The sequence below is a fragment of the Bacillus sp. FSL R5-0439 genome, from assembly GCF_038008805.1.
GTDB classification, from domain to species: Bacteria; Bacillota; Bacilli; order Bacillales; family Bacillaceae; genus Bacillus; species Bacillus safensis.
On the sequence record NZ_JBBOZW010000001.1, the window covers coordinates 1720532 to 1745027 of the forward strand.

Below are 24496 nucleotides of genomic sequence, written 5' to 3' on the forward strand. Positions count from 1 at the left end.
ACTGCTCATCTACTGCTGATGTAAAGGAAGCTGCTAATGGAAATCAAGACAACTGCTCAAACGAAATCAATTGCACTGCCACTTGTGATTTCGATAATTGCTATTTCGTTTTCTGCAATCATTGTGAAATGGTCAAATGCACCTGCTGCTATTTTAAGTATGTATCGAATGATCTTTGCGGCGGCTTTCATGCTGCCATTTATCCTGCCAAGAAAAAAAGAATTTCTCTCAATAAAACGCAGAGACTGGTTTTTCTTATGTATGTCAGGCTTCTTTTTAGGCCTCCATTTTGTGCTGTGGTTTGGCTCACTGAAGCTGACGACAGTGGCAAGCTCTACCATTATTATCGCTCTACAACCGATGGTGTCCTTATTAGGCGGATTCCTCATTTTCCGTGAACGAACGACGATGTCTGCTCTATTGACGATGTGTGCAGCGATTGTTGGTGCCCTCATGATAGGCTGGGGAGATATTGGTCATAGCAAGGAAGCCATCTTAGGAGATATTTTATCCTTTTTGAGTGTGATCGCTGTTGTTTGTTACTTGTTAATAGGTCAACAGGCTGTAAGAAAAATATCTCATTGGATTTATAGTTTTTGTGTATTTGGTTTTGCTGGTCTTTTTTTAATTTTATTCAATCTCCTTCAGCAAACCCCTTTTATAGGTTATCCGGCTAAAGAATGGGGAATCTTTTTATTGCTCGCTATCATTCCCACTATGTCTCATGTCATTAATAATTGGCTTTTAACTTATGTTAATGCGACAACTATTTCAATGAGTATACTAGGAGAGCCTGTTGGGGCAACGATCCTTGCTGTATGGCTTCTTGGAGAGAAAGTCACGCTGCTCCAAATGCTTGGCGGTCTGCTTGTTCTTTTAGGTGTCTTTTTCTTTTTGATGCAGCAGCGTCAAGGAATCGTGATGAAAACAAAAAAATCCGGTTAACTCCCGGATTTTTTACTCTTTTAGATCGTTTTTTTCAATCACTTTGTTTAATCTTGCCTCGATTTTTTTCAATTCCATTCGTTTTCTTCTAATCATGCGAAATGCGAGGACAATGATTGTCACAATAAAGGCAATGAACAGAAGAGAGAACACTTGAAATAGAAGATCTCCCATGTTGAATACCATATTCTCTCCATTAAACATACGTAAAACCTCCTTTTCTATCTATATATTACCATAATCAATAAAAGATTGAGATTTATCCATAATTTATCTATAATAGGTAAAATATCACTCATTAAAGGAGAACCAATATGAGAACTTTAGTCCTTTTACGAGGTCTCCCAGGCGTAGGTAAATCAACATGGATCAAAGAACAAGGCTTAGAGCCTTACACTTTATCAGCGGATCAAATCCGGCTGTTAACCCAGCCGCCGCAGCTATCAGTCAATGGGAAACTAGACATTTCAAGCAAGCATGACCACAAAGTTTGGTCTTTATTATTCGATTTACTCACAGCCCGTATGGAGCGCGGAGACTTTACTGTGATTGATGCGACACATATTTCAAGCAAATCAATTTCTCAATATAAGTCTTTAGCGACATCGTATCGTTATAGGGTGTATGTCGTCGATTTCACGCAGGTGCCCCTTGAGACAGCTCTTTTACAAAATCGCTCACGTGAATCTCACAAAGTGGTGCGGGAATCTGTTTTGTATCAAATGAACGAGCGGTTAAAAACAGAAAAGGTCCCATCATGGGTGACTGTTTTGAAGCCGGAGGAATATCCGCAAGTGATGACCTATCAGCCTCGATCCTTTGATCAATATGAGGCCATTCATGTTTTCGGGGATATTCACGGTTGTTACACCGCACTTACCACTTATTTGCAAGGAGATATCAAAGAAAACGAACTTTATATCTTTGCAGGTGACCTTCTTGATAGAGGAATAGAAAACAAAGAAGTATTAGAATGGATGCTTGCCCATAGAGAATGCCGGAATGTCATCGTCATTGAAGGCAATCATGATCAGCATTTATACCGGTTTGCACATGGTGAAAAAGTCAGGAGCAATATGTTTAACAGGCATACTGCGCCTGAACTTGAAGCAGCAGATTTTGATTTAAAAGAAGTACGAAAGTTTGTTAGAACATTTCACCAGCTTACGTATTTTACATACCATGGCCAGACATTTCTTGTTACCCACGGGGGGCTTGCTCATTTGCCAGAAGAGCTTTTGCATGTCTCAACACAGCAGCTCATTCACGGCGTAGGAGAATATTCAGATGACATTGATCACTTGTTTGTTCAAAACACGGCTGGGCTGGATGTCATCCAAATTCACGGTCATCGCAATTTATACAGACTGCCAATTCACGCAGCGGAAAGATCTTATAACCTAGAAGGTCAGGTTGAATTTGGAGGGCAGCTACGGGTGTTGAAAATCATGGCTGAAGGGATTGAGACTCATGAAATTGACAATCCAGTCTACAGAGCCTCTGAGAAAAAACAATCAGCTGCTGTTCAGCCAGATATTTCACTGGATGATTTTTTAGCTCATTTAGATCAGCATGAATATGTACAGGAATTAAAGCTTCCACACCATATTTCATCTTTTAATTTTACGAAAAAGGCTTTTAGTGAGCGGCAGTGGGACGATGTGAATGTGAAGGCAAGAGGTTTGTTTGTCAACATGGTTTCAAAGCAGATTGTGTCTAGAAGCTACAATAAATTTTTTAACATTGATGAGCGTCCGGAGACAAGAATGCAGCATTTAGTGAACCATTTACAATTCCCTGTCACTGTATATGATAAAGCAAATGGATACCTAGGAACTGTTGGGTATAACGAAATGGAAGATGAATTGGTGTTTACGTCCAAATCGTATACATCACATGTGAAACAAAATCAGCATGCCTCCTGGGTCGAAGAGCTATTTTATAAGACCTTCGATGACGTGCAAGCTGACTACATCAAATCATACGTCCGTGACCAGCATGTATCTCTGGTGTTTGAAGTCATTTTGCCAGAAAAAGATCCGCATATTATCACATATGAACAAGATCAACTCATTTTACTCGATATAGTGAAGCGGCAGTTAAGCTACGAAAAAGCACCATTCGCTGAAGTGAAAAGATTAAGAAAGCAGCTGGGAATATCCAGCAAGCAGGAAGTGGCTGTTTTCCATGATTGGACGTCTTTTTATAAATGGTATCAAGCGGTCTCTCATGATGACACAATTGAAGAAGAGGGATATGTCATTGAGGACGCTCGCGGCTTTATGACCAAACTCAAGCTCCCTTATTATCAATTCTGGAAGCAGATGCGCGGGATCAAGCAGCGCGTTGCAGAGAAGCGTTCCTCGCAAAAATATATGCATGCTTTGCAAACAGCGGAGCAAGCTAAGTTCTATACGTGGCTTCTTGAGCAAGAAGCAGATCATGTGAGGAATAGCTCAATTATTGAACTGCGATCACAATTTGAACAAAGCAGTACTGCCCAATTGAATAATGATGAAATAAATGCATAGTCTAACAAAGAGTCTTTTCTAAGGAAAAGGCTTTTTTTGATGCAAATGAAAGGTGGACACTTGCATGTCTGAACATATTGAAGTGATTCTTCGGACAATGTTTGCTTTTGCGATTTTATTTGGAGGAGCACGTCTTTTAGGGAAACAAACCATTGCGCAAATGAATATTTTTGATTTTATAGCAGCAATCAGCTTAGGTTCAATTGCTGCAAACCTGGCGTTTAATACAACGCTGCCGCTACAGCACACAACGATTTCCTTTGTGTCACTTGTCATGATTATTTATGTGATTTCCCTGATTGCATTAAGAAGCCGGAAGATGAGAGGGCTGATGGCTGGTAAACCAACTCTTGTCATACAAAATGGGAAAATTCTTGAAGGAAATATGAAGGGAATGAGATATACCCTTGATTATTTAAATCAGCAGCTGAGAGAAAAAGACATCTTTGATATTAGTGAAGTTGAATTTGCCATGATTGAAACAGATGGGCATATGTCAGTGAAAAAATACCCTTCGTTTGAAAATGTCACACGGAAGGATCTTCATTTATTCATGAAGGCAGAGCGTTACATGCCGATTGAAGTCATCATGGACGGGAAACTCATCCAAAAAAACATACATGAAAATCATTTAACAGAGCAATGGATAGAAGAAGAGCTTAAAAAAAGGCAGCTGTCCTTAAAGGACATTGTTTATGCTGTCCGTTCAAGTAATGGAAGCTTATATATTGATACATATGACGACCACATTCAGTCACCAATCGATCAGGAATGAATGTGTAGTGCCGATGACACCTGCATGACACACATTTGACAATCTTTATAAGTCCTTTGGATGTCATCTGCCTAGGTATCATTTCTCAATTATTATTATTTTCAGAAAATGTGGTGACGGAGTAAAATAAGTGTGTTTAAGTATAAATAGATGAAATTGAAATATTAATATAATATACCGTTTGCGGAATGAACGTTCATTCCTATATTTCAAAAGGAAGGGATGAAATGCCAGCAGTGACTGATAAACAAGAACAGATCATGAAAGCTTCGCTGGAACTATTTATAGAACGAGGCTTTGATGGCACCACAATGCCGATGATTTCAAAAAGAGCAAACGTCGGAGCGGGCACCATTTACCGTTATTTCGACAGCAAAGAGGCACTCGTCAATATTTTGTACCAGCGCAGCCTCTCAGCATTTATCGACAAAATGAACACAAACAGTCCGGATCCAAAGGTAAGTATTCGGGCGTACTTTAAGCATGTATTTTATTGCTTGGTTTTGTTTACAAAGGAGAATCCAAGCGGGCTGTATTTTTTAGAGATTGATAAACGGTCCCATTACTTAGACGAAACGAGCAAAGAGAAAATGCAGCATTTGTTACATGAGCTGTTCCTTATCTTTGAAGAAGGGAAAAAGGATGGAATTCATCCAAACCTCTCAGGCAGAACCATTTTATCGATTGTATTTGGTGCTTTTGTGCAGTTGCATAAACAAATTCTTGCAGAAGAAATAGAGCCAACAATTGAATTTTTAGAGGAGATTGAGCAATGTTTATGGCGCGCCATCAGCGTTGCATCATAAAGAGATAAAGGGAGTGGGCATATGAAGCAAACATCAATCATTCCAAAACCAAAAACATACGGACCTTTTAAAAATATTCCCCATATAAAAAAGGGGGAGCTTTCTCAAACCTTTTGGCGGCTGGCAGATGAATTAGGACCGATTTTTCAGTTTGAATTTTCAAATGCAACAAGTATTTTTGTTTCCAGCCATGAGCTTGTCCAAGAAGTATTTGATGAGAGCCGTTTTGATAAATTTATTGGGACTAGTCTCAGTAAAGTAAGAGCCTTTGCAGGAGATGGGTTATTTACGAGCTGGACAGAAGAACCGAACTGGAGAAAGGCTCATCAAATCTTGATGCCAGCATTCAGCCAGCAGGCCATGAAGGGCTATCATGAGATGATGCTCGATATTGCGACACAGCTTGTACAAAAATGGCAAAGAACAGGCCGCGATGAAGAAATTGAAGTAGCTGAGGATATGACAAAGCTGACTTTAGATACGATCGGCCTTTGCGGTTTTGATTTTCGCTTTAACAGCTTTTATAAAGAAAACCAGCATCCATTCATAGAAAGCATGTTGAAAGGCTTAAATGAAGCAATGGAGCAGTCGGGCCGATTGCCGATTGCCGATAAACTCATGATCAAAAGAAGAAAAGAATTTGATCAGCATGTCGATTTTATGAAGCAATTAGTAGATGACATTATACAGGAACGAAGAAAACAAGATAAAACAGGCGATGATTTACTGTCTCTTATGCTGCATGCAGAGGATCCTGAAACAGGTGAACGTTTATCTGATGAAAATATCCGTTATCAAATCATCACCTTCTTAATTGCAGGGCACGAAACAACAAGCGGACTGCTATCCTTTGCGATTTATTTCTTACTAAAGAATCCAGAGAAATTGAAGAAAGCTGTCCAAGAAGCAGATGAGGTGCTGCAAGGCGGATTGCCGACATTTAAACAAGTGCAAAAGCTAAGCTACACTCGTATGGTGTTAAATGAAGCCCTTCGCCTCTGGCCAACCGCGCCTACGTTCTCTCTTTATGCGAAAGAGGACACAGTAATCGGGGGAAAATATCCGATTCACAAGAATCAAAGTGTCTCTGTTCTGCTCCCTAAATTACACCGTGATCCAGCGGTATGGGGCGAGGATGCTGAAGATTTTAAACCAGAGCGGTTTACGCATCCTGAGAAAATCCCGCAGCATGCTTACAAGCCTTTTGGGAATGGACAGCGTGCATGTATCGGTATGCAGTTCGCCCTGCATGAAGCTACGATGGTTCTCGCGATGGTCCTGCATAATTTAGAGTTAATTGATCACACATCTTATGAGCTTAATTTAAAAGAATCTCTGACGATTAAACCAAACGATTTCAAAATCAAGGTGCGGCCAAGGAAACAGCAATTCTTTATGGCACCACCGAAAGAAGAACCGAAAAAAAGCAACCAATCTAGTGAGTCAAAAGTGCCGAGTCACGGTACACCGCTGCTAGTTTTGTACGGATCGAATCTTGGCACAGCAAAGCAAATAGCGAACGAATTGGCGGAAGACGGGAAAGCAAAAGGATTCGATGTGACCACTGCGCCGCTTGATGAATATACACGCCAATTGCCAGATACAGGCGCTGTCCTCATCGTGACCGCTTCATACAACGGATATCCGCCTGACAATGCGAAGCAATTTGTGGATTGGCTGGCGCAGGATGAGGAGCAGGATTTATCAAACGTGACATTTGCGGTCTTTGGATGCGGAGATCGAAACTGGGCGAGTACGTACCAGCGGATCCCCCGTCTGATTGATGAGGCCCTTGAAAGAAAAGGAGCCAAACGTGTAGCTGATTTAGGAGAAGGTGATGCAGGCGGTGATATGGATGAGGATAAAGAAATCTTCCAGAAAACTGTCTTTGAACAGCTTGCAAAAGAATTTAAGCTCACCTTCCAAGAAAAGGGGAAGGAAAAACCAAACCTATCAGTTGCTTATACGAATGAGCTAGTGGAGCGTCCTATAGCCAAAATATATGATGCCTTTTCAGCTGTTGTATTGAAAAATGAAGAATTACAATCAGAAACAAGCACGAGGCAGACAAGACATATTGAATTGAAATTGCCTGCTGGAAAAGCATACAAAGAAGGGGATCATATCGGGATTGTACCGAAAAATAGTGATGCACTCGTTGAGCGTGTGACCCGCCGCTTTAAACTAAATCCAGAGCAGCTTATTAAGCTTTCATCTGAGAAAGAGGCAAGTCATTTACCATTAGATCAGCCGATTCCAATCAAAGAATTACTCGCCTCACATGTTGAGCTTCAAGAGCCTGCGACACGTACACAGCTAAGAGAGCTCGCAGCACATACGGTATGTCCGCCTCACCGCGTGGAGCTTGAAGAAATGGCTGGTGAAGCATATCAAGAAGCCATTTTAAAGAAACGAGTAACCATGCTGGATTTATTAGATCAATATGAAGCGTGCGAGCTGCCGTTTGTACACTTTTTGGCGCTTTTACCAGGTTTGAAACCGCGTTATTATTCGATCTCTAGCTCGCCTAAGGTAGATGAAGAAAAAGTCAGTATCACAGTAGCAGTTGTAAAAGATAAAGCGTGGAGCGGTAGAGGAGAATATGCCGGAGTTGCCTCAACCTATTTATGTGGTCTAAAAGAAGGAGAAGAAGTAGCCTGCTTCCTGCATGAAGCGCAAGATGGATTCCAGCTGCCTCCTTCATCAGAAGTGCCGATGATCATGATTGGACCAGGTACAGGAATTGCTCCATTTAGAGGATTTGTTCAGGCAAGAGAAGTGTGGCAGAAGGAAGGGAAGCAGCTAGGCGAAGCCCACTTATATTTTGGCTGCCGTCACCCTGAGGAAGATGATCTATATTTTGATGAAATGCAGCTTGCCGCGCAAAACGGAGTTATCCATATCCATCGTGCTTATTCTCGTTACGATGAGCAAAAAGTATATGTCCAGCATTTGTTGAAAGAAGAAGGCGGCATGCTCATCGAATTGCTTGATCAAGGTGCCTACCTTTACGTGTGCGGAGACGGAAAAGTCATGGCCCCAGATGTAGAGGCTACACTAATCGATCTCTATCAAAACGAGAAACAATGCTCGAAGGAAACAGCTGAAAATTGGCTGACAGCCCTTGCAAATGACAATAGATATGTAAAAGATGTGTGGAGCTGACAAAGAGGAAAGACCGCCAATTAGGCGGTTTTTTTCTGTTCACATAGAAAGAGATCGATAGAATGAAGGTTGGGAAGTTACAAAACACCTAATTTAAATATGAAATATTTTGTAAAAAATAAGAATATTCTCTCATTTACTCCAATATGAAACAATCGTATGATTTTTGATATAGGACATAAAGGAGGAATATGATGAAAAAGGTGAAAATGTTACTCCCTTCTCTTCTCGTTTTTGGTGCTTTAAGTGTGCCTAGTTTTGCCCATGCCGCATCGGATTCAGTACTAACGTCTGATTATGACATGGTGACTTCTGATGGAAAAGTGATTTCTTCAAGTGATTTCCACAATGATACGAAAGCCCCCTCATCCTTTGACAAAGTGGATGATCTTTCTTCTACTGTTGGCGAAAAAGTAAAACCACTATCAAAATATTTAAAAGATTTTCAAACAAAAGTCGTCATTGGAGACGATGGTAGAACCAAAGTAGCAAATACAAGAGTAGCACCATACAATTCGATTGCTTATATTACATTTGGCGGCTCCAGCTGTACAGGGACACTCATTGCTCCTAATAAAATTTTGACAAACGGACACTGCGTGTACAATACGGCATCGAGAAGCTATAGTGAAAAAGGAACCGTATATCCAGGTATGAATGATAGTACTGCGGTGAACGGTTCAGCAAAAATGACTGAGTTCTATGTGCCAAGCGGGTATATTAATACTGGTGCAAGTCAATATGACTTTGCCGTAATCAAAACCGATACGAATATTGGCAATACGGTCGGCTACCGATCCATCCGCCAGGTGACAAACTTGACTGGGACAACCATTAAAATCTCAGGATATCCTGGTGATAAAATGAGATCGACTGGCAAGGTGTCACAATGGGAGATGTCAGGTCCTGTGACGAGAGAAGATACGAATCTAGCATACTATACGATTGATACATTCAGCGGAAATTCAGGTTCTGCCATGCTAGATCAGAACCAGCAAATCGTTGGAGTTCATAACGCTGGGTATTCAAACGGAACGATGAATGGCGGTCCAAAAGCGACAGCTGCCTTTGTGGAGTTTATAAACTATGCGAAAGCGCAATAAAAAATAGAGCTTGTTTCCTTCATAGGGGACAAGCTTTTTTGTATGGATTCATTTAATAGAGGATTCATTTTTTTAACCTGTGGATTTGAGATTGAGAGCTACATCAATTTTTTCACATGTCATTCGCGAACCACTCATACATTAAAATGTCACATTTCCTTTAAGTCAAAACCATGCTTGAGATGGATGAGGAGGTCACGCGCTTTTGAAGATGAAAAGAGGCTGGATCGCTGCTGTCGCTTTATGTTTTGTGATATGGATGGGCATGTTGTTAGGTGGATTTGGAGAGAAGCAGGCAGCAAAAGGGGCTGATCGATATGATCATGTCGTTCAATTTCCAAAGGAAAGGTACCCTGAAACAGGCAGTCATATTCAAGAAGCCATTCGAAAAGGGCATTCAGATGTGTGTACCATTGACAGGAATGGAGCAGATGCCCGCAGGCAAGAATCATTAAAAGGGATACCGACAAAACCTGGATTTGACCGGGATGAATGGCCGATGGCGGTTTGTCTTGAGGGAGGAAAAGGCGCAAGCGTTCAATATGTCAGTCCATCTGATAATAGGGGAGCAGGCTCATGGGTCGGGCACCAAATCAGCGGATTTCCTGATGGGAAAAGAATATTATTCATTGTGAAATAAATCTGAGGAAAAGGCACCCCTCGAGCGGGTGCCTTTTTCGTTTATGGCAGAGCGTATCCGAGCTGGCAGGGAAAAAAGATTCAGTGGTACAATCAATCTATAAGGTACAAAGACTGACAAGAAGAAAATGTGAAGGGACATTTGCTTATGGATAAGAACCGTGCATTATACGATTTTTTTATGCAGCATGCAGAGAAGCTGACTGAAACATGGTATGAATCAATTGAGGACGATGATCCAGAATCGATATATCGTTCAACAGATTCCAGCATCATTGCAGAGCTAAAACGGCAAAATCAAGATTATTACCAGCACTTTATACGAGCTATTATTGAAGACAAGACATATTTACATACTGAATTTAAAAAATGGTCTGAGGATTTAGCCAGTGATCCGAAGCATTTAAATACACCATTAGATTATGTCGTAAGAGAATACATGTCCAATCAAAGAGTCGTTCTGCATTACTTAAAAGAATTTATTAAACAGCGTCAAGGTGACATTGATATTGACCGCATTTTTTATTGGTATGATTTGATTTCCGAAGCGTTTAATATATCAATCCATGTGTTTATCCAGCAATATGTGAAAAATACAACGAAGAAGCTTGTGGCTCAAAGAGATATGATTTATGAATTGAGTTCACCGGTGATTGTTTTAAAAAGCCAGATTGCGTTGTTGCCTTTAGTAGGTGATATTGACACAGCGAGAGCAAAGATTATTTTAGAAAATACGCTAAAACAGTGCTCGCAAAAAGGGGTTCAGCATTTATGTATTGATCTATCGGGTGTTGTCATTATTGATACAATGGTGGCTCATCAAATCTTTGACCTTGTTACGTCACTTCGGTTAATTGGAGTAGAGACGACCATTTCAGGAATTAGACCAGAAATTGCTCAAACAGCAGTACAGCTCGGGCTTCCTTTTAATGAATTTCGCACGGCATCATCACTTGCTCACGCGCTGGACCGCATGACTGAATTTTCTCCAATATAAAAACCAGGCCGATGAGAGGCCTGGTTTTTTATTTAGATGACAGCGTCAATTTGTGTGACTTTCCAATCTTTTTGTACTTTTTCGTACGTAACAGTTCGTTTTACTTTGCGTCCATCAAGTGTTGGGACAGTAAATTCATATGTGCGGACTGTTTGCTTCTTAGAAACAAGTTTAGGTGTGGCTTTTTCCCAATTGAGCATGTTATCTCCGTCACCGACTGGAACAGCCATTTTGCCTTTATGAACAATAAACTGATAATCTTTTAAACCATGTTTGATGGCATCTTGAGTGAACACTTGAGATAGGTAGCTGTTTAATTTTTTCTTTGTATCAAATGTTTTAGAAAGATAGTTGTATGTCATATCTTTATAGGTAAATGATTTTAATTTGTAATTAGAATGTTCTTTAATTTTGTAGCCTGACATTGCACTCCAAAAGTGTTCTCTTGCATCAAGGGCAATATGTAACGCTTCTTTATTTGTCAAAGCGGCTGATTTCTTGGAAGCGGCCAATGTTGTAGTTTGTAATGAGATCATAAGCATAATAGCAGTTAATAAAACAAATAATTTTTTCAAGGCAATTGCCTCCTTTTCTCAATGAAAACTTCTTATGTTACAAATGTTACAATAATTACAGTGATATTACAAGTATTAAATCTAAATGTTTTTTTATTTCTTTTGTTTCTAATTATATAACGTTTGAGGGAGACAAAAAGTTTTCATTTTTTTATTTTTCTTCTTAATGATTATTTAACCGTTCTAAAGAAGAACGAAACGTCTTTTGGAAAAATTTCTATTTAGACGTTTAACACACTTTTTTATTTATGACATATACTGTCGTGATGAATGTCTAAAGAAAGTGGTGTTTATTATGTATCATCCGTATGAAGGTGTGTGGAATGGGTACTCATATGATAGGCAGATGCAAGGATTTCCATCTGTTGGTATTCCTCAAGGTGGAGGGTTTCCTGGGTTTCCGATCGGAGGAGGTACTTGGCCAGGGCAAGGTTCAGGCGGACAATCTGCACCGCCGGCACCGCCGCAGCATATCATTTCGCAGTATCAACAAGCACTCTCGCAGCCACAGAGTATGCAGTCGCTTATATCTGGGCACGGTGTTGGCGGAGGTCATCAAACTGTACAATTTGCAGCGGGATGTAATAGAAGATGGACAATTGTGTTTTTGAGAAACGGTCAAGTATTTTTAATGTACGTTCTTTCCTCACAGCCTTTTGGCCGAACAACTGGTTTTATATGGCCGAACTTTACATTTGGTTCCTTCCCAAGTTCAAGTATTCTTGCCTATTCTTGTGCATAAGAAAAAGCCGGTTCTCATCAGCAGCTGATGAAATACCGGCTTTTTTTAATGAATATTTCGAAATACGCCAATCACTTTACCTAGTATACTCACATTCTGTAAAATAATCGGTTCCATTGATGGGTTCTCTGGCTGTAATCTAAAGTGTGTATCTTCTTTATAAAAGCGTTTGACTGTCGCTTCATCTTCCTCTGTCATGGCGACCACAATATCACCATTGTTAGCGGTGCTTTGCTGACGCACGATGACATAGTCCTTGTCCAAAATACCTGCATCAATCATACTTTCTCCCATAATTTCAAGCATAAACACTTGTTCATCTGGTGCTGCAAAAGTCTCTGGAAGGGGGAAGTATTCTTCTACATTTTCAACAGCAGTGATAGGAAGGCCGGCCGTTACTTTTCCGATGACTGGAACGTTCATTACAGCACTCTTTGGAATATTCATTTCCTCTTCATCTAGTACTTCGATCGCTCTAGGTTTTGTCGGGTCTCTTCTAATTAAGCCCTTTGTTTCTAGTCTAGCTAAATGTCCATGGACCGTTGAACTGGATGCTAGACCGACAGCTTCTCCAATTTCACGGACGGATGGGGGATAACCCTTGCTTTTTACTTCATCTTTGATGAATTTCAGGATATCGAGTTGTCTTTTTGATAGCTTCGTCATCTTTTGCACCTCAAAACGTCAATTTTAAAGAAATTATAGCATGTTTTTCCTAACAGTACAAACATAGGTTCGAAAAAAACGTTTGACAGAAACGTTTGTTCGTATTTATAATGAGTGACAGAAAGAGCGAACACATATTCTATTAGGAGAGATGACATTATGAGGTTAAAAGAATCTATTATTTTTATTGGGGTATTCTCATTCATCGTTGGCATATTTCTCTCACTTATTGCAGTCACAAGCCATAATGATACAAATCAGTATGTTAAAATAGAGGTTCAATCAGGTGATACTCTTTGGGGGTTAGCTGATCAAGTAAACGACAGCAAATCAATCGACAAAAATGCATTTATTGATTGGGTTACCGAACACAATGATCTTGCTTCAACTGAAATCCAGCCTGGCGACATTCTTGTTATACCCGTCAAAAAAGAGCATCCAGTCGTATATCAGCTTGCAACAGTACAGTAGAAAGGTCGATTTTAGACATGAACGCAATCATTTATGCGAGAGTAAGCACTGTCAAAGAAGAGCAGGAAACCTCGTTGAAAAGACAAGAAGAAGAACTGCTGGCGTTAGCTGCCATGCACAAGATGAATGTGGTCAAAGTCATCAAAGAAAAAGCAAGTGGATATGATTTAGATCGTGATGGTGTGTTTGAAATGCTTGCTGCACTGAAGGAAGAGTCAATCGATGCCGTTTTGATCCAGGATGAAACTCGTCTTGGAAGAGGACAAGCAAAAATTGCACTTCTTCATTGTTTATTTAAAGAGAACGTAAAGGTATACAGCGTGTTTCATAGAGGAGAGCTTGAGCTTTCAGAAGCAGATGAAATGGTCATTGAGATTGTAGGAGTCGTCGAAGAATACCAACGGAAAATTCATAACCTGAAAATCAAGCGGGGAATGAAAAGGGCAGTTGAGCGCGGATATCAGCCTGAACTGAATTTAAGGCAGCAGGACCATGCACCTGGCCGTGAGCGTATTGAAGTGCCGATTTCAGAAATTGTTCGATTAAGAAAAAACAATATGACATTCGCCGAAATTGCCGCAACTCTTCAGGCATTAGGTTTTGACATTTCAAAAGCAACGGTGCATAGAAGGTATCAAGAATATGAAAAAGACCTTACCACCTAAAGCGTGATTTGTTGTCAAAATGATTGATATTTAGTAGTATGTAGAGAAAATGCTTTAAAGGAGTTTGTCATGATTTCTAAAGAACAGCTTGCAAGAATAAATGAGCTTTCAAAAAAGTCGAAAGAGACCGGTTTATCAGACGCTGAAAAAACAGAACAAAAGCAGTTGAGAGAAGAGTATTTGAAAGCTTTTCGTTCTTCTATGAAAAATACACTTAAAACTGTCAAGATCGTTGATCCTGAAGGAAACGATGTCACACCAGAAAAATTAAAAAGAGAAAAAGATCAGAACCTTCATTAAGGCTGTGATTTCTTGAATTTTGAAAAGATGGGAAGATTATTCTCGTCTTTTTTCATATTTGCATAACTTTTTAGGTGATCGATAAACTAAATGTGACAAAATCCTTCTTTTTCAGCGTGAAATAGTTGTGAAAAAAGGACAGTAGATTTATGATAATGGTGTACACAAGATACGGAAGGGGATTTATATGGAAACGATTGAATTGAAATCTATTGCAACAATACGTACTCTCTCCATAGACGCAATTGAAAAAGCGAATTCCGGTCACCCAGGAATGCCGATGGGTGCTGCACCAATGGCGTACGCTTTATGGACGAATCACTTAAACGTAAGTCCGCAAAATCCAAAATGGTTTAACAGAGACCGCTTTGTTTTATCTGCGGGACATGGTTCTATGCTTCTATACAGCATGCTTCATTTAAGCGGATACAATCTGAGCATCGATGATCTAAAACAATTCCGCCAATGGGGAAGCAAAACACCTGGACATCCTGAATTTGGACACACAGAAGGCGTAGATGCCACAACAGGTCCTTTAGGCCAGGGAATTGCTATGGCAGTAGGGATGGCACTTGCAGAAAGACATCTTGCGGAAACGTATAACAAAGACAACTTTCAGGTTGTAGATCACTATACATACAGCATTTGCGGAGATGGAGACTTAATGGAGGGGATTTCCTCAGAAGCTGCTTCACTTGCTGGTCATTTAGGCTTAGGCCGTTTAATCGTTCTTTACGATTCAAATGACATTTCTTTAGATGGCGACTTAGATCGCTCATTCTCTGAAAATGTGAAGAATCGTTTTGAAGCGATGAACTGGGAAGTTCTTTACGTGAAAGACGGCAACAACATCGAAGAAGTAACAGCTGCTATTGAAAAGGCGAAACAAAGCACAGACAGACCTACTTTAATCGAAGTGAAAACAACAATCGGTTTCGGTTCGCCAAACCGTGCGGGAACGTCTGGTGTGCATGGTGCACCTCTTGGCAGCGAGGAAGCTAAGCTGACGAAGGATGCTTACTCTTGGACGTTTGAAGAAGATTTCCATGTACCTTCTGAAGTGTACGATCATTTCAAAGAAGCTGTCAAAGACGCTGGTCAGAAAAAAGAAGCAGCTTGGAATGAGCTGTTTGCGCAATACGAAAAAGAATATCCAGAGCTGGCAGCACAGCTGAAGCTTGCGATTGAAGGAAAGCTTCCTGAAAATTGGGACCAAGAGGTTCCTGTTTATGAAGCAGGTTCAAGCCTTGCCTCCCGCGCTTCTTCAGGCGAAGTGTTAAATGGCATTGCAAAGCAAGTACCTTTCTTTATTGGCGGGTCTGCTGACCTTGCTGGATCAAACAAAACAACGATTAAAAACACGGATGATTTCGGAAAAAATAATTATGCCGGCAAAAACATTTGGTTCGGTGTGAGAGAATTTGCAATGGGTGCGGCGCTCAACGGTATGGCGCTTCACGGCGGTCTTCGTGTATTCGGCGGAACGTTCTTTGTTTTCTCAGATTACTTAAGACCAGCGATTCGTCTTGCTGCCTTAATGGGACTTCCAGTCACATACGTCTTTACTCATGATAGTATCGCTGTTGGTGAAGATGGTCCAACACATGAACCGGTTGAACAGCTTGCTTCACTGCGTGCGATGCCTAACCTTTCCGTTATTCGCCCAGCAGATGGAAATGAAACAGCTGCAGCGTGGAAACTAGCTGTATCTTCAACGGATAAACCGACTGCACTAGTTCTTACTCGTCAAAACCTTCCAACGATTGACCAGGCACCAGAGAAGGCATATGAGGGAGTAGAAAAGGGTGGATACGTTGTGGTTGAAGCAGCTGATGCACAGCCAGAAGCACTTCTACTCGCTTCAGGATCTGAGGTTGGTTTAGCCATTGAAGCGCAAAAGGCACTTGAAAAAGAGGGTATCCGCGCATCTGTTGTCAGCCTTCCTGCATGGGATCGCTTCGATCAGCAGTCAGACGAATACAAAGAATCCGTTCTTCCTAAAGCAGTACGTGCACGTATTGCGATTGAAATGGGTGCTTCACTTGGCTGGGAGCGTTACACTGGCCTTGACGGTGACGTGATTGCAATTGATAAATTTGGCGCATCTGCACCAGGTGAAACCATTATCGAGAAATACGGATTTACTGTCAGCAATGTAGTCAGCCGTGTGAAAGCGAAGCTGAATAAATAAACGAACTCCAAGCATCATGCTTTTTTGCTATCTGTTTGCAGAGCATTTTCATCCGCTCTGCAAACTTTTTTCTTTTTTCTTGTTTTTTTGACAAAACTAGTTTCTTCTTGCTTCATATATAGACAATTCTTTCTTTCACATTTTTGTATAATACAAGCAATAAACGAGATTGACGAAATGTGAAAGGAAGGGATAGACATGGAACGCCATTATTATATTTATTGGATTGAGGATGAATTTGCACATCACTATTTTGGCAGAGAATCGATTTTGTTTCATTTGTTTGAGTCATTACACTGGACGAATCGTACCGACGATGAGTTAGTTATGCTTGTGAAGCAAGTGGATTATGTGACGAAGCGAATCCCTGCTTTTCATATGCACCAGCGTCTCATGAATAACTTAACGAACATTCACTATACACAAATAGGCTCGATTTACAGCGCTTCTTTACCAGATGGAAAAGGAACCGCAGCATTTATTATTAAAGACCGGTATATCCAAATGTCTGCGACTGGCAGTTATGAGGCAGAAGCGGTGTTTTTTGAAGTGCTGAGAAAAATCAGCCCTTGTTTTCTTGCGATGGACTTTAGTTCAAAGAAGCACGGGTGGCTTAATCCAGTAAAAGTGAGGAATTTTGTTTAAAAAAATAAAATTGAACGTGAAATGTTGTATAATAGCCTTTTGTTTAGTACACTTTATACGAGACAACATGAAGGAGGAAGAATTATGGATTTATGGGTTGTCATCCTTGTAGGCGTTGTTGCACTGCTTGCAGGAGTTGCACTCGGATTCTTTATTGCTCGTAAGTATATGATGAGCTATTTGAAAAAGAATCCACCGATTAATGAACAAATGCTTCGAATGATGATGATGCAAATGGGCATGAAACCGTCCCAGAAGAAAATCAATCAAATGATGAAAGCCATGAACAACCAAGCGAAATAATACGTACGATATTATGATCATAGATGGAACATGGTTATAAAGAATGGACAAGCGTTGTCCTTTCTTTATTCAATTCACCTTCATCAGACGCTTAAAACCACTGTACTTGCATGAATGAAGCAGGGAAGGTGGTTTTTATTATGGCGTCAAACAGCATGAAAAACAAAAAACCCCTATATCAGAGGTTTTCGTTTCTTTTATGGTCACACATATCAACTGTTCTACAATGGTTCGGCATGTTTGATATCATGAAGTATAATTAGTTGGCTGAGTTTGAGTGTAAGTGTCGTTGATATTGTAAGAGGAGATGATCTAGCTGCTGGCTATGTTCGATGGTCACTGTTGATGTCATCCCATTATGCAAGACAACTTTCATCAGCTCTTCTCTTTTTTCTTCGATTTGAGTTAATAATGATGTTTTTACCAAAGTCATGTTCCTTTCATGCAAATCTTGATAAAAAGAATCGATTCTATTATATCCATTTTAAGGTTTATTTTCAAATTTAAAGGATTCATTATCTTGATGTCAAATTAAATTATATAAGGTTTTAAGAGAATAGACCATCTTTATTGAGGTGATGTAAAAAAAATGAAATGATTTTGTCATCTCTTATTGTATATTTGTAAGAAGGGGGTGTTCTTTTGACAGATTTGAATTACTTTTTAGCATTTGGAGCAGGATTTCTTTCTTTTATTTCACCGTGCTGTCTTCCGCTTTATCCAGCGTTTTTATCGTATATTACGGGCGTTAGTATAGATGAAGTGAAATCCGAGAAGGTGATGCTGAGAAGAAGAAGTCTGCTTCATACATTATTCTTTTTAGTTGGGTTCTCTATTATATTTATTGCGATTGGCTTTGGTACATCGTTTGTCGGGAAGTTTTTTAATGATTATCATCAAGCGATTCGTCAAATTGGAGCCATCCTTATTATTTTCTTTGGTTTTATGACTCTTGGCGTATTCAAGCCCTCTTTCCTCATGGGCGAAAAGAGAATACAGTTCAAAAATCGTCCTGCTGGTTTTTTTGGATCCATTCTCATCGGAATGGGCTTTGCCGCTGGATGGACACCTTGTACTGGACCTATTTTATCCGCTGTCATCACACTGGCGAGTAACAATCCTGAGTCGGCTGTCATGTATATGATTGCGTATATATTTGGATTTGCCGTCCCGTTTTTTATTCTCTCCTTTTTCATTACGAAAATGGGGTGGATCAGAAAGCGCCAGCAGCTTATCATGCGAATTGGCGGAATCATTATGATTGTGGTAGGGATTTTGCTGTTTTTTGATCTTCTCACATGGATTATCATCATGTTCTCATCATTGTTTGGCGGCTTTACAGGCTTTTGAAATCGTTTTCTACAGTCGCGGCGAATGGTTTTTTTTCGTCAATTGGAGTATATTATACATAGGCTGACCTTAAAGAATAAAGGAATGATTTGATATGATGATCTTGATCTCTTCTATAATTGCGGTATGTATGGCGGTGGCCGTCATGTTTATTCGCATTAAGTCATCTGCAAAACCTGCAACGGCAAAAAAAATTATTTTACCTCCTATTTTCATGAGCACTGGCGCACTGATGTTTTTTGTTCCAATGTTTCGGGTAACTGGAGCTGAATTTCTAGAAGCGATCACAGTGGGGATGTTTTTCTCTATATTTTTAATTAAAACTTCGAAGTTTGAAATTAGAGGCAATGACATTTACTTAAAGCGGTCAAAAGCATTTGTGTTCATTCTCATTGGACTTCTTGTCCTTCGTATCGGGATGAAGACCATCCTAAGTTCTTCTATTGATTATGGTTCATTAAGCGGAATGTTTTGGATTCTTGCCTTTGGCATGATCGTGCCTTGGCGGGTTGCTATGTATTTGTCGTTTAGAAAGCTGTCTAAACAATTAGATCCACAGCAGATTCAAATGAATTAAACCTCCTTTTTAAAAAAGGAGGTTATTTTAATAACGATTCATATGGCGAGTGATCGATGTTTTTTTCTTGAAGGCGCTTCAATAAAAACTTATGATCCCGCTTTGGTGTAGCCATAATGTAGCCGCGAATGATTAAGTCTAAATTAATGCTGGCAGCCTGTTCTTTTAATGCCAGCTCGCCAATTTTACCCGCAATTTTCTCTTTGGCAACATCTCTAAACAGCTCTGGAACAGGTAATACGAGTTCATTTAACAGCTGTTTGTCCTCATCCCGCCATAGGTGAAGGCTCTTTTGAATATATTCATCCTGCCAATCAAGCTCTGATTTCCCATCTTCCTTTGGCAATCGTTTTAAAAATTTGCGAAACATAAAAAAGCCACCGATTGCGAGTAATCCGATCATCACTGTACCCCAAAATAAAATGAACCACAAAAACCAGCCGCTTAACATGTTCTCACTCCTTATACCCCTTATCTCTCTATTTTATATTACATGAAGAGAGGATAGAAGAAAATAACAAAAATGTATGTCTATTATCTCTATAAACGCCCTTTTTCATTGATAGCTGCCCATTTACTAGAATGACCCAAACCGATTAGTAGAAAAAGAATACATTATCATATAGCGATTCTACTATTTGGCCATGGTGGTTCGCAAAAGGTATTGACTTGAAACGAACGGGAAGAGAGCCCACCTATATGAAGGTGGGCTCTTAATGTTTGAAGTGGGGGATTTGAAAGGAAAATGCACCGCTTCGATGGTCGGAACATTTTTTAATTTTTATCGATATGATTTGGTTTTCATAATCTGTTGCAATGTCTTTGTCGTTTAAATAAAAAGGAAGCATCACGCTTTTTTCAATTGGCTGTTCGCCTTCACCTTTTGGCTTTTGTACTGTGTAAGTCAACGTCAGCTCATGTCCAGCAAAGGTCAGCTTTACATCAGTGATCGATAAGGTGGAGACATCGATTTCAATAATATAATCACGGCTTGTTTCATAAAGATCAATTGGGAGGTGTTCATCATACCAGGCAAATGGATCATCCATTAAAACATTGAGCCAATCATCTATTTCAAGGAAATCAGAGGAATTCGATTGCTTTTCATTCTCCATAAACACTCCTCCATCACATCTCATAATAAATCATATGATGAAAATGGAAATGTGTGAAAGACCTAAAACATCCCGTGTGGTCACGGGATGAGAGGGGAATGATTACATATCATGATGAGAATTGTGCTTTTGTCTTGTATGGTTGCGGTTTTTCACTTTTTTACTGCCTGATAACGGCTCAGGCTGACCGCCTTGATGCTCCTTAGGAGAGTTTTGACGGATGTCTTTCCCTGTGTTTTTATTCGTCATGATGTTTGGCTCCTTCTTATTGATTCTTTTTGCGTTTTTTATTGTTTTGTCTTTGTTCTTCTGTTAAAACGAGTTGATCATCTTCCGTATAGCCTGCGCCATTACCTTGGCTTTTGGCTGCGTTCATGCCGTCAATGACATGATTTGCTTTGCGTTTTGTCATGTTCTTTCACCTCATTTGTAGTATGAACCCGCTGCGCTTCGTTTATGAAGAGTAAACATTTCCTAATGATAAGTTAAACTTATTGAATTTAATAAAAGCATTGTTATTTACTTATGTATGAATTTGTTTTAAGATGAAATTGTGAGAAAATTGTGGTGAAATACGACGATTTTTCTGAGAATTGAAATTGATCTTGATCATCAAAAGGGGGATTTTGGACATGTCGAAACAGCAGCAAGTCGCTAAACAAGACGCTTTTCAATCTAGAAAAACGTTTTCGACAAATGGGAAAACGTATCACTATTATTCGTTAGAAGCACTAGAGAAACAAGGAATTGGAAATGTTTCTAAGCTGCCTTATTCCATTAAGGTACTTTTAGAATCAGTGCTTCGCCAAGTAGACGGTAGAGTGATCAAGAAGGAACACGTTGAAAACTTGGCAAAATGGGGAACTGCCGAGGTAAAAGAAATTGATGTTCCATTTAAACCTTCTCGTGTTATTTTACAAGACTTCACGGGTGTACCAGCCGTCGTTGACCTTGCTTCTTTAAGAAAAGCAATGGCAGATGTGGGCGGGGATCCGGATAAAATTAACCCTGAAATTCCAGTTGACCTTGTTATTGACCACTCAGTACAAGTTGATAAAGCTGGAACTGAAGATGCATTAAACATTAACATGGATTTAGAATTCGAACGTAACGCAGAGCGTTATAACTTCCTTAGCTGGGCAAAGAAAGCGTTTAACAACTACCAAGCTGTTCCGCCTGCAACAGGAATTGTTCACCAAGTGAACTTAGAGTATCTTGCAAGTGTTGTTCATGCGATTGAAGAAGATGGCGAGATCATCACTTACCCAGATACATTAGTTGGAACTGACTCTCATACAACGATGATTAACGGTATCGGTGTACTTGGATGGGGCGTTGGCGGTATCGAAGCGGAAGCTGGTATGCTTGGTCAGCCTTCATACTTCCCAGTACCAGAAGTGATTGGTGCTAAATTAGTTGGAGAGCTTCCAAACGGAACGACTGCAACTGACCTTGCATTAAAAGTCACACAAGTCCTTCGTGAAAAAGGCGTAGTAAACAAGTTCGTTGAGTTCTTCGGACCGGGTGTTGCTCAATTGCCATTAGCAGATCGTGCAACAATTGCGAACATGGCGCCAGAATACGGTGCTACTTGTGGATTCTTCCCAGTAGATGAAGAAGCACTTGCTTACCTTCGCCTTACTGGACGTGATGAAGAGCAAATTAATATCGTTGAAGAATATTCTCGTGCAAATGGCTTATTCTATACGCCAGATGCAGAAGAACCAGTTTTTACTGATGTTGTGGAAATTGATCTTTCTAAAATTGAGTCAAACTTATCTGGTCCTAAACGTCCACAAGATTTGATTCCACTTTCTCAAATGAAAGAGACGTTCCATAAACACATCGAAAGCCCAGCTGGTAACCAAGGGTTTGGCTTAGATAAATCAGAGCTTGATAAACAAATCGAATTTGATCTTGCAAACGGTGAAAAAGCTGTGATGAAGACAGGTGCGATTGCGATTGCAGCGATTACGAGCTGTACGAATACATCGAACCCATACGTGTTAATCGGAGCAGGTCTTGTTGCGAAGAAAGCAAGTGAGCTCGGTATGAAAGTGCCAAACTACGTGAAAACGTCACTAGCGCCGGGTTCTAAAGTTGTAACAGGATACCTTGTGAATTCAGGACTTCTTCCATATTTAAGAGACCTCGGATTTAACATTGTTGGATATGGCTGTACAACTTGTATCGGAAACTCAGGACCGCTTGAGAAAGAAATTGAAGATGCTGTCTCTGAAAATGATCTGCTGATCACTTCTGTTTTATCAGGTAACCGTAACTTTGAAGGTCGTATCCATCCGCTTGTGAAAGGAAACTACCTTGCATCTCCACCATTAGTTGTGGCTTATGCACTTGCAGGTACGGTGAATATTGATTTAACAAAAGATCCTATCGGTGTCGATAAAAATGGCGAAAACGTTTATTTCAATGACATTTGGCCATCAATGGACGAAATCAACAGCGTCGTTAAAAGCACTGTCACACCTGAGCTATTCCGTTCAGAGTATGAAACTGTTTTTGACAACAATGACCGCTGGAATGAAATTAAAACGACGGATGATGCATTGTACAAATGGGATGAAAATTCCACATACATTGATAACCCGCCATTCTTTGAAAACCTATCAGTTGAACCTGGTAAAGTTGAACCGCTTAAAGGCTTGCGCGTAGTTGCGAAGTTCGGTGACTCTGTCACAACTGACCATATTTCTCCTGCTGGAGCGATTGGTAAGGACACACCGGCGGGCAAATACTTGCAAGAAAGAGGCGTGTCGCCTAGAGACTTTAACTCATATGGATCTCGCCGTGGTAACCACCATGTCATGATGAGAGGTACTTTTGCAAACATCCGTATTAAGAACCAAATTGCACCGGGAACAGAAGGCGGCTATACAACTTACTGGCCAACTGGTGAAGTGACATCCATTTATGATGCATGCATGCGCTATAAAGAAGATGGAACAGGTCTAGCGATCTTAGCAGGTAAAGACTACGGAATGGGTTCTTCACGTGACTGGGCTGCAAAAGGAACAAACCTTCTTGGAATTAAATTTGTTCTAGCTGAAAGCTTTGAGCGTATCCACAGAAGTAACCTTGTCTTCATGGGCGTACTTCCTTTGCAGTTTAAAGACGGAGAAAGTGCAGAAACTCATGGTCTAACAGGAACAGAAACATTTGAAGTTCATGTTGACGAAACAGTTCGTCCGCGTGATCTCGTTACTGTGAAAGCAATTGACACAGATGGTAACGAGAAAACATTTGAAGTGGTCGTTCGCTTTGACAGTGAAGTTGAAATTGACTACTATCGTCATGGCGGTATCCTTCAAATGGTACTTCGCGAAAAATTGGCAAGCAACTAATACAGCAAAGAAGAGAAGGCGATTCAACAGCTTTCTCTTCTTTTTTAAAATAGTGGAGGATCAATCATGTGGAAAAAAGGAATGGCAAGCGCTGTTTTACTTGTGTTGATTGGTTTACTTGCATGGAATTTATTTGGGCCAAAAGAGCCCGCAATCGGTCTTGAAAAAGGGGATCAAGCCCCTGATTTCGAACTAAAAACCCTTGATGGCAAAACCGCCTCGTTATCTGATTACCGAGGGAAAAAGGTGCTCATCAATTTCTGGGCGACATGGTGTAAGCCGTGCAGGACAGAAATGCCGGATCTAGACGCAATTAGGAGCGAAAATGACCAAGTTGAAGTACTAGCGGTGAATTTGACGACTACTGAAAAGAGTGTGGATCATGTGGCAGCATTCACAAAAGAATTAAAGCTGAGCTTTCCTGTTTTATTGGACCAAAAAGGCATTCAAGCAAGATATCAGGTTCTTTCATACCCAACGACCTACATATTAGATGAAAAAGGACGCATCATGTCTGTGAAGCATCAAATGCTGACAAAAAAAGAAATTGAAAAAGAGCTGGATCTATAATGA

27 protein-coding genes are annotated in these 24496 nt (G+C 40.2%); 19 read left to right on the plus strand and 8 right to left on the minus strand.

Annotated features, from left to right (window positions below; genetic code table 11):
- Window positions 1-36 precede the first annotated feature (36 nt).
- The gene (locus NST59_RS08675) at window positions 37-945 is read left to right on the plus strand and encodes a DMT family transporter (RefSeq protein WP_039178879.1); all 909 of its coding nucleotides are present in this window, start codon (window positions 37-39) and stop codon (window positions 943-945) included.
- Window positions 946-957: 12 nt separating this feature from the next.
- On the opposite strand, the gene NST59_RS08680 is transcribed toward NST59_RS08675, so the two are convergent.
- A complete protein-coding gene (locus tag NST59_RS08680) occupies window positions 958-1149 on the minus strand; it encodes a TIGR00366 family protein (RefSeq protein WP_247544149.1) in 192 nt (63 codons plus the stop codon).
- Between the two features lie 110 nt (window positions 1150-1259).
- Between NST59_RS08680 and NST59_RS08685 the strand changes: the two genes are divergently transcribed.
- The 7 genes from NST59_RS08685 to NST59_RS08715 all read left to right on the plus strand — a co-directional run bounded on the left by NST59_RS08685 (window position 1260) and on the right by NST59_RS08715 (window position 10961).
- Window positions 1260-3476 carry an RNA ligase gene (locus tag NST59_RS08685; protein ID WP_144490485.1) on the plus strand — a complete coding sequence of 739 codons (2217 nt, stop codon included), beginning with the start codon at window positions 1260-1262 and terminating at the stop codon, window positions 3474-3476.
- Between the two features lie 64 nt (window positions 3477-3540).
- On the plus strand, window positions 3541-4251 hold the full coding sequence (locus tag NST59_RS08690; protein WP_058838689.1) for a DUF421 domain-containing protein: 711 nt from the start codon (window positions 3541-3543) through the stop codon (window positions 4249-4251).
- Window positions 4252-4478: 227 nt separating this feature from the next.
- On the plus strand, window positions 4479-5057 hold the full coding sequence (locus NST59_RS08695; protein ID WP_059375412.1) for a TetR/AcrR family transcriptional regulator: 579 nt from the start codon (window positions 4479-4481) through the stop codon (window positions 5055-5057).
- A 21-nt stretch (window positions 5058-5078) separates the two neighbouring features.
- Window positions 5079-8222, plus strand: a complete 3144-nt coding sequence (locus NST59_RS08700; RefSeq protein ID WP_327842495.1) for a bifunctional cytochrome P450/NADPH--P450 reductase — start codon at window positions 5079-5081, stop codon at window positions 8220-8222.
- Between the two features lie 194 nt (window positions 8223-8416).
- Entirely contained in the window at window positions 8417-9325 is a 909-nt protein-coding gene (locus tag NST59_RS08705; RefSeq protein WP_039178896.1) for a trypsin-like serine peptidase, read from the plus strand.
- Between the two features lie 259 nt (window positions 9326-9584).
- A complete protein-coding gene (locus NST59_RS08710) occupies window positions 9585-9965 on the plus strand; it encodes a NucA/NucB deoxyribonuclease domain-containing protein (protein ID WP_228280000.1) in 381 nt (126 codons plus the stop codon).
- Between the two features lie 147 nt (window positions 9966-10112).
- Window positions 10113-10961 carry an STAS domain-containing protein gene (locus NST59_RS08715; RefSeq protein ID WP_039178899.1) on the plus strand — a complete coding sequence of 283 codons (849 nt, stop codon included), beginning with the start codon at window positions 10113-10115 and terminating at the stop codon, window positions 10959-10961.
- Between the two features lie 32 nt (window positions 10962-10993).
- Here NST59_RS08715 and NST59_RS08720 read toward each other — a convergent pair whose 3' ends face one another.
- On the minus strand, window positions 10994-11536 hold the full coding sequence (locus tag NST59_RS08720) for an IseA DL-endopeptidase inhibitor family protein (protein WP_039178902.1): 543 nt from the start codon (window positions 11534-11536) through the stop codon (window positions 10994-10996).
- A 295-nt stretch (window positions 11537-11831) separates the two neighbouring features.
- Here NST59_RS08720 and NST59_RS08725 point away from each other — a divergent pair, with 295 nt between their 5' ends.
- Window positions 11832-12278 (plus strand): hypothetical protein, encoded by a 447-nt coding sequence (locus NST59_RS08725; RefSeq protein ID WP_126681899.1) that lies wholly within the window; start codon window positions 11832-11834, stop codon window positions 12276-12278.
- Between the two features lie 45 nt (window positions 12279-12323).
- Here NST59_RS08725 and lexA read toward each other — a convergent pair whose 3' ends face one another.
- A complete protein-coding gene (gene lexA, locus NST59_RS08730) occupies window positions 12324-12944 on the minus strand; it encodes a transcriptional repressor LexA (RefSeq protein WP_024425129.1) in 621 nt (206 codons plus the stop codon).
- 159 nt (window positions 12945-13103) lie between these two features.
- On the opposite strand from lexA, the gene yneA reads away from it, so the two are divergent.
- From yneA to NST59_RS08760, 6 genes are all read left to right on the plus strand, one after another.
- Window positions 13104-13415 (plus strand): cell division suppressor protein YneA, encoded by a 312-nt coding sequence (gene yneA, locus NST59_RS08735; RefSeq protein WP_034283425.1) that lies wholly within the window; start codon window positions 13104-13106, stop codon window positions 13413-13415.
- 17 nt (window positions 13416-13432) lie between these two features.
- Window positions 13433-14080, plus strand: coding sequence for a YneB family resolvase-like protein (locus NST59_RS08740; protein WP_041085133.1), 648 nt, complete (start codon window positions 13433-13435; stop codon window positions 14078-14080).
- 69 nt (window positions 14081-14149) lie between these two features.
- Entirely contained in the window at window positions 14150-14380 is a 231-nt protein-coding gene (locus tag NST59_RS08745) for a DUF896 domain-containing protein (RefSeq protein WP_024425132.1), read from the plus strand.
- A gap of 187 nt (window positions 14381-14567) precedes the next feature.
- Window positions 14568-16571: a transketolase gene (tkt, locus tag NST59_RS08750; RefSeq protein WP_059375396.1), complete on the plus strand. Its 2004-nt coding sequence runs from the start codon at window positions 14568-14570 to the stop codon at window positions 16569-16571.
- 198 nt (window positions 16572-16769) lie between these two features.
- On the plus strand, window positions 16770-17216 hold the full coding sequence (gene sirA / locus NST59_RS08755; RefSeq protein ID WP_024425134.1) for a sporulation inhibitor of replication protein SirA: 447 nt from the start codon (window positions 16770-16772) through the stop codon (window positions 17214-17216).
- 84 nt (window positions 17217-17300) lie between these two features.
- On the plus strand, window positions 17301-17519 hold the full coding sequence (locus NST59_RS08760; RefSeq protein WP_003212379.1) for a YneF family protein: 219 nt from the start codon (window positions 17301-17303) through the stop codon (window positions 17517-17519).
- A 259-nt stretch (window positions 17520-17778) separates the two neighbouring features.
- Here the strand turns inward: NST59_RS08760 and NST59_RS08765 are convergent, their stop codons facing one another.
- Window positions 17779-17952, minus strand: a complete 174-nt coding sequence (locus NST59_RS08765) for an aspartyl-phosphate phosphatase Spo0E family protein (RefSeq protein WP_369810454.1) — start codon at window positions 17950-17952, stop codon at window positions 17779-17781.
- Between the two features lie 209 nt (window positions 17953-18161).
- On the opposite strand from NST59_RS08765, the gene NST59_RS08770 reads away from it, so the two are divergent.
- Both NST59_RS08770 and NST59_RS08775 read left to right on the plus strand, forming a co-directional pair.
- Entirely contained in the window at window positions 18162-18869 is a 708-nt protein-coding gene (locus NST59_RS08770) for a cytochrome c biogenesis CcdA family protein (protein ID WP_064498509.1), read from the plus strand.
- A gap of 94 nt (window positions 18870-18963) precedes the next feature.
- Complete coding sequence (locus NST59_RS08775; RefSeq protein WP_024425136.1) at window positions 18964-19446, plus strand: CcdC family protein; 483 nt, start codon at window positions 18964-18966, stop codon at window positions 19444-19446.
- A gap of 22 nt (window positions 19447-19468) precedes the next feature.
- Here the strand turns inward: NST59_RS08775 and NST59_RS08780 are convergent, their stop codons facing one another.
- The 4 genes from NST59_RS08780 to sspO all read right to left on the minus strand — a co-directional run bounded on the left by NST59_RS08780 (window position 19469) and on the right by sspO (window position 20973).
- Entirely contained in the window at window positions 19469-19897 is a 429-nt protein-coding gene (locus tag NST59_RS08780) for a DUF2621 domain-containing protein (RefSeq protein WP_024427086.1), read from the minus strand.
- A gap of 262 nt (window positions 19898-20159) precedes the next feature.
- A complete protein-coding gene (locus tag NST59_RS08785) occupies window positions 20160-20561 on the minus strand; it encodes an Hsp20/alpha crystallin family protein (protein ID WP_341040562.1) in 402 nt (133 codons plus the stop codon).
- A gap of 102 nt (window positions 20562-20663) precedes the next feature.
- Complete coding sequence (locus NST59_RS08790; RefSeq protein WP_003211331.1) at window positions 20664-20810, minus strand: small acid-soluble spore protein P; 147 nt, start codon at window positions 20808-20810, stop codon at window positions 20664-20666.
- A 16-nt stretch (window positions 20811-20826) separates the two neighbouring features.
- A complete protein-coding gene (sspO, locus tag NST59_RS08795; RefSeq protein WP_039178922.1) occupies window positions 20827-20973 on the minus strand; it encodes a small acid-soluble spore protein O in 147 nt (48 codons plus the stop codon).
- Window positions 20974-21193: 220 nt separating this feature from the next.
- On the opposite strand from sspO, the gene acnA reads away from it, so the two are divergent.
- Window positions 21194-23923, plus strand: coding sequence for an aconitate hydratase AcnA (gene acnA / locus NST59_RS08800; RefSeq protein ID WP_064498511.1), 2730 nt, complete (start codon window positions 21194-21196; stop codon window positions 23921-23923).
- Between the two features lie 66 nt (window positions 23924-23989).
- Complete coding sequence (locus NST59_RS08805) at window positions 23990-24493, plus strand: TlpA family protein disulfide reductase (RefSeq protein ID WP_039178927.1); 504 nt, start codon at window positions 23990-23992, stop codon at window positions 24491-24493.
- The last annotated feature ends 3 nt before the right edge of the window (window positions 24494-24496 follow it).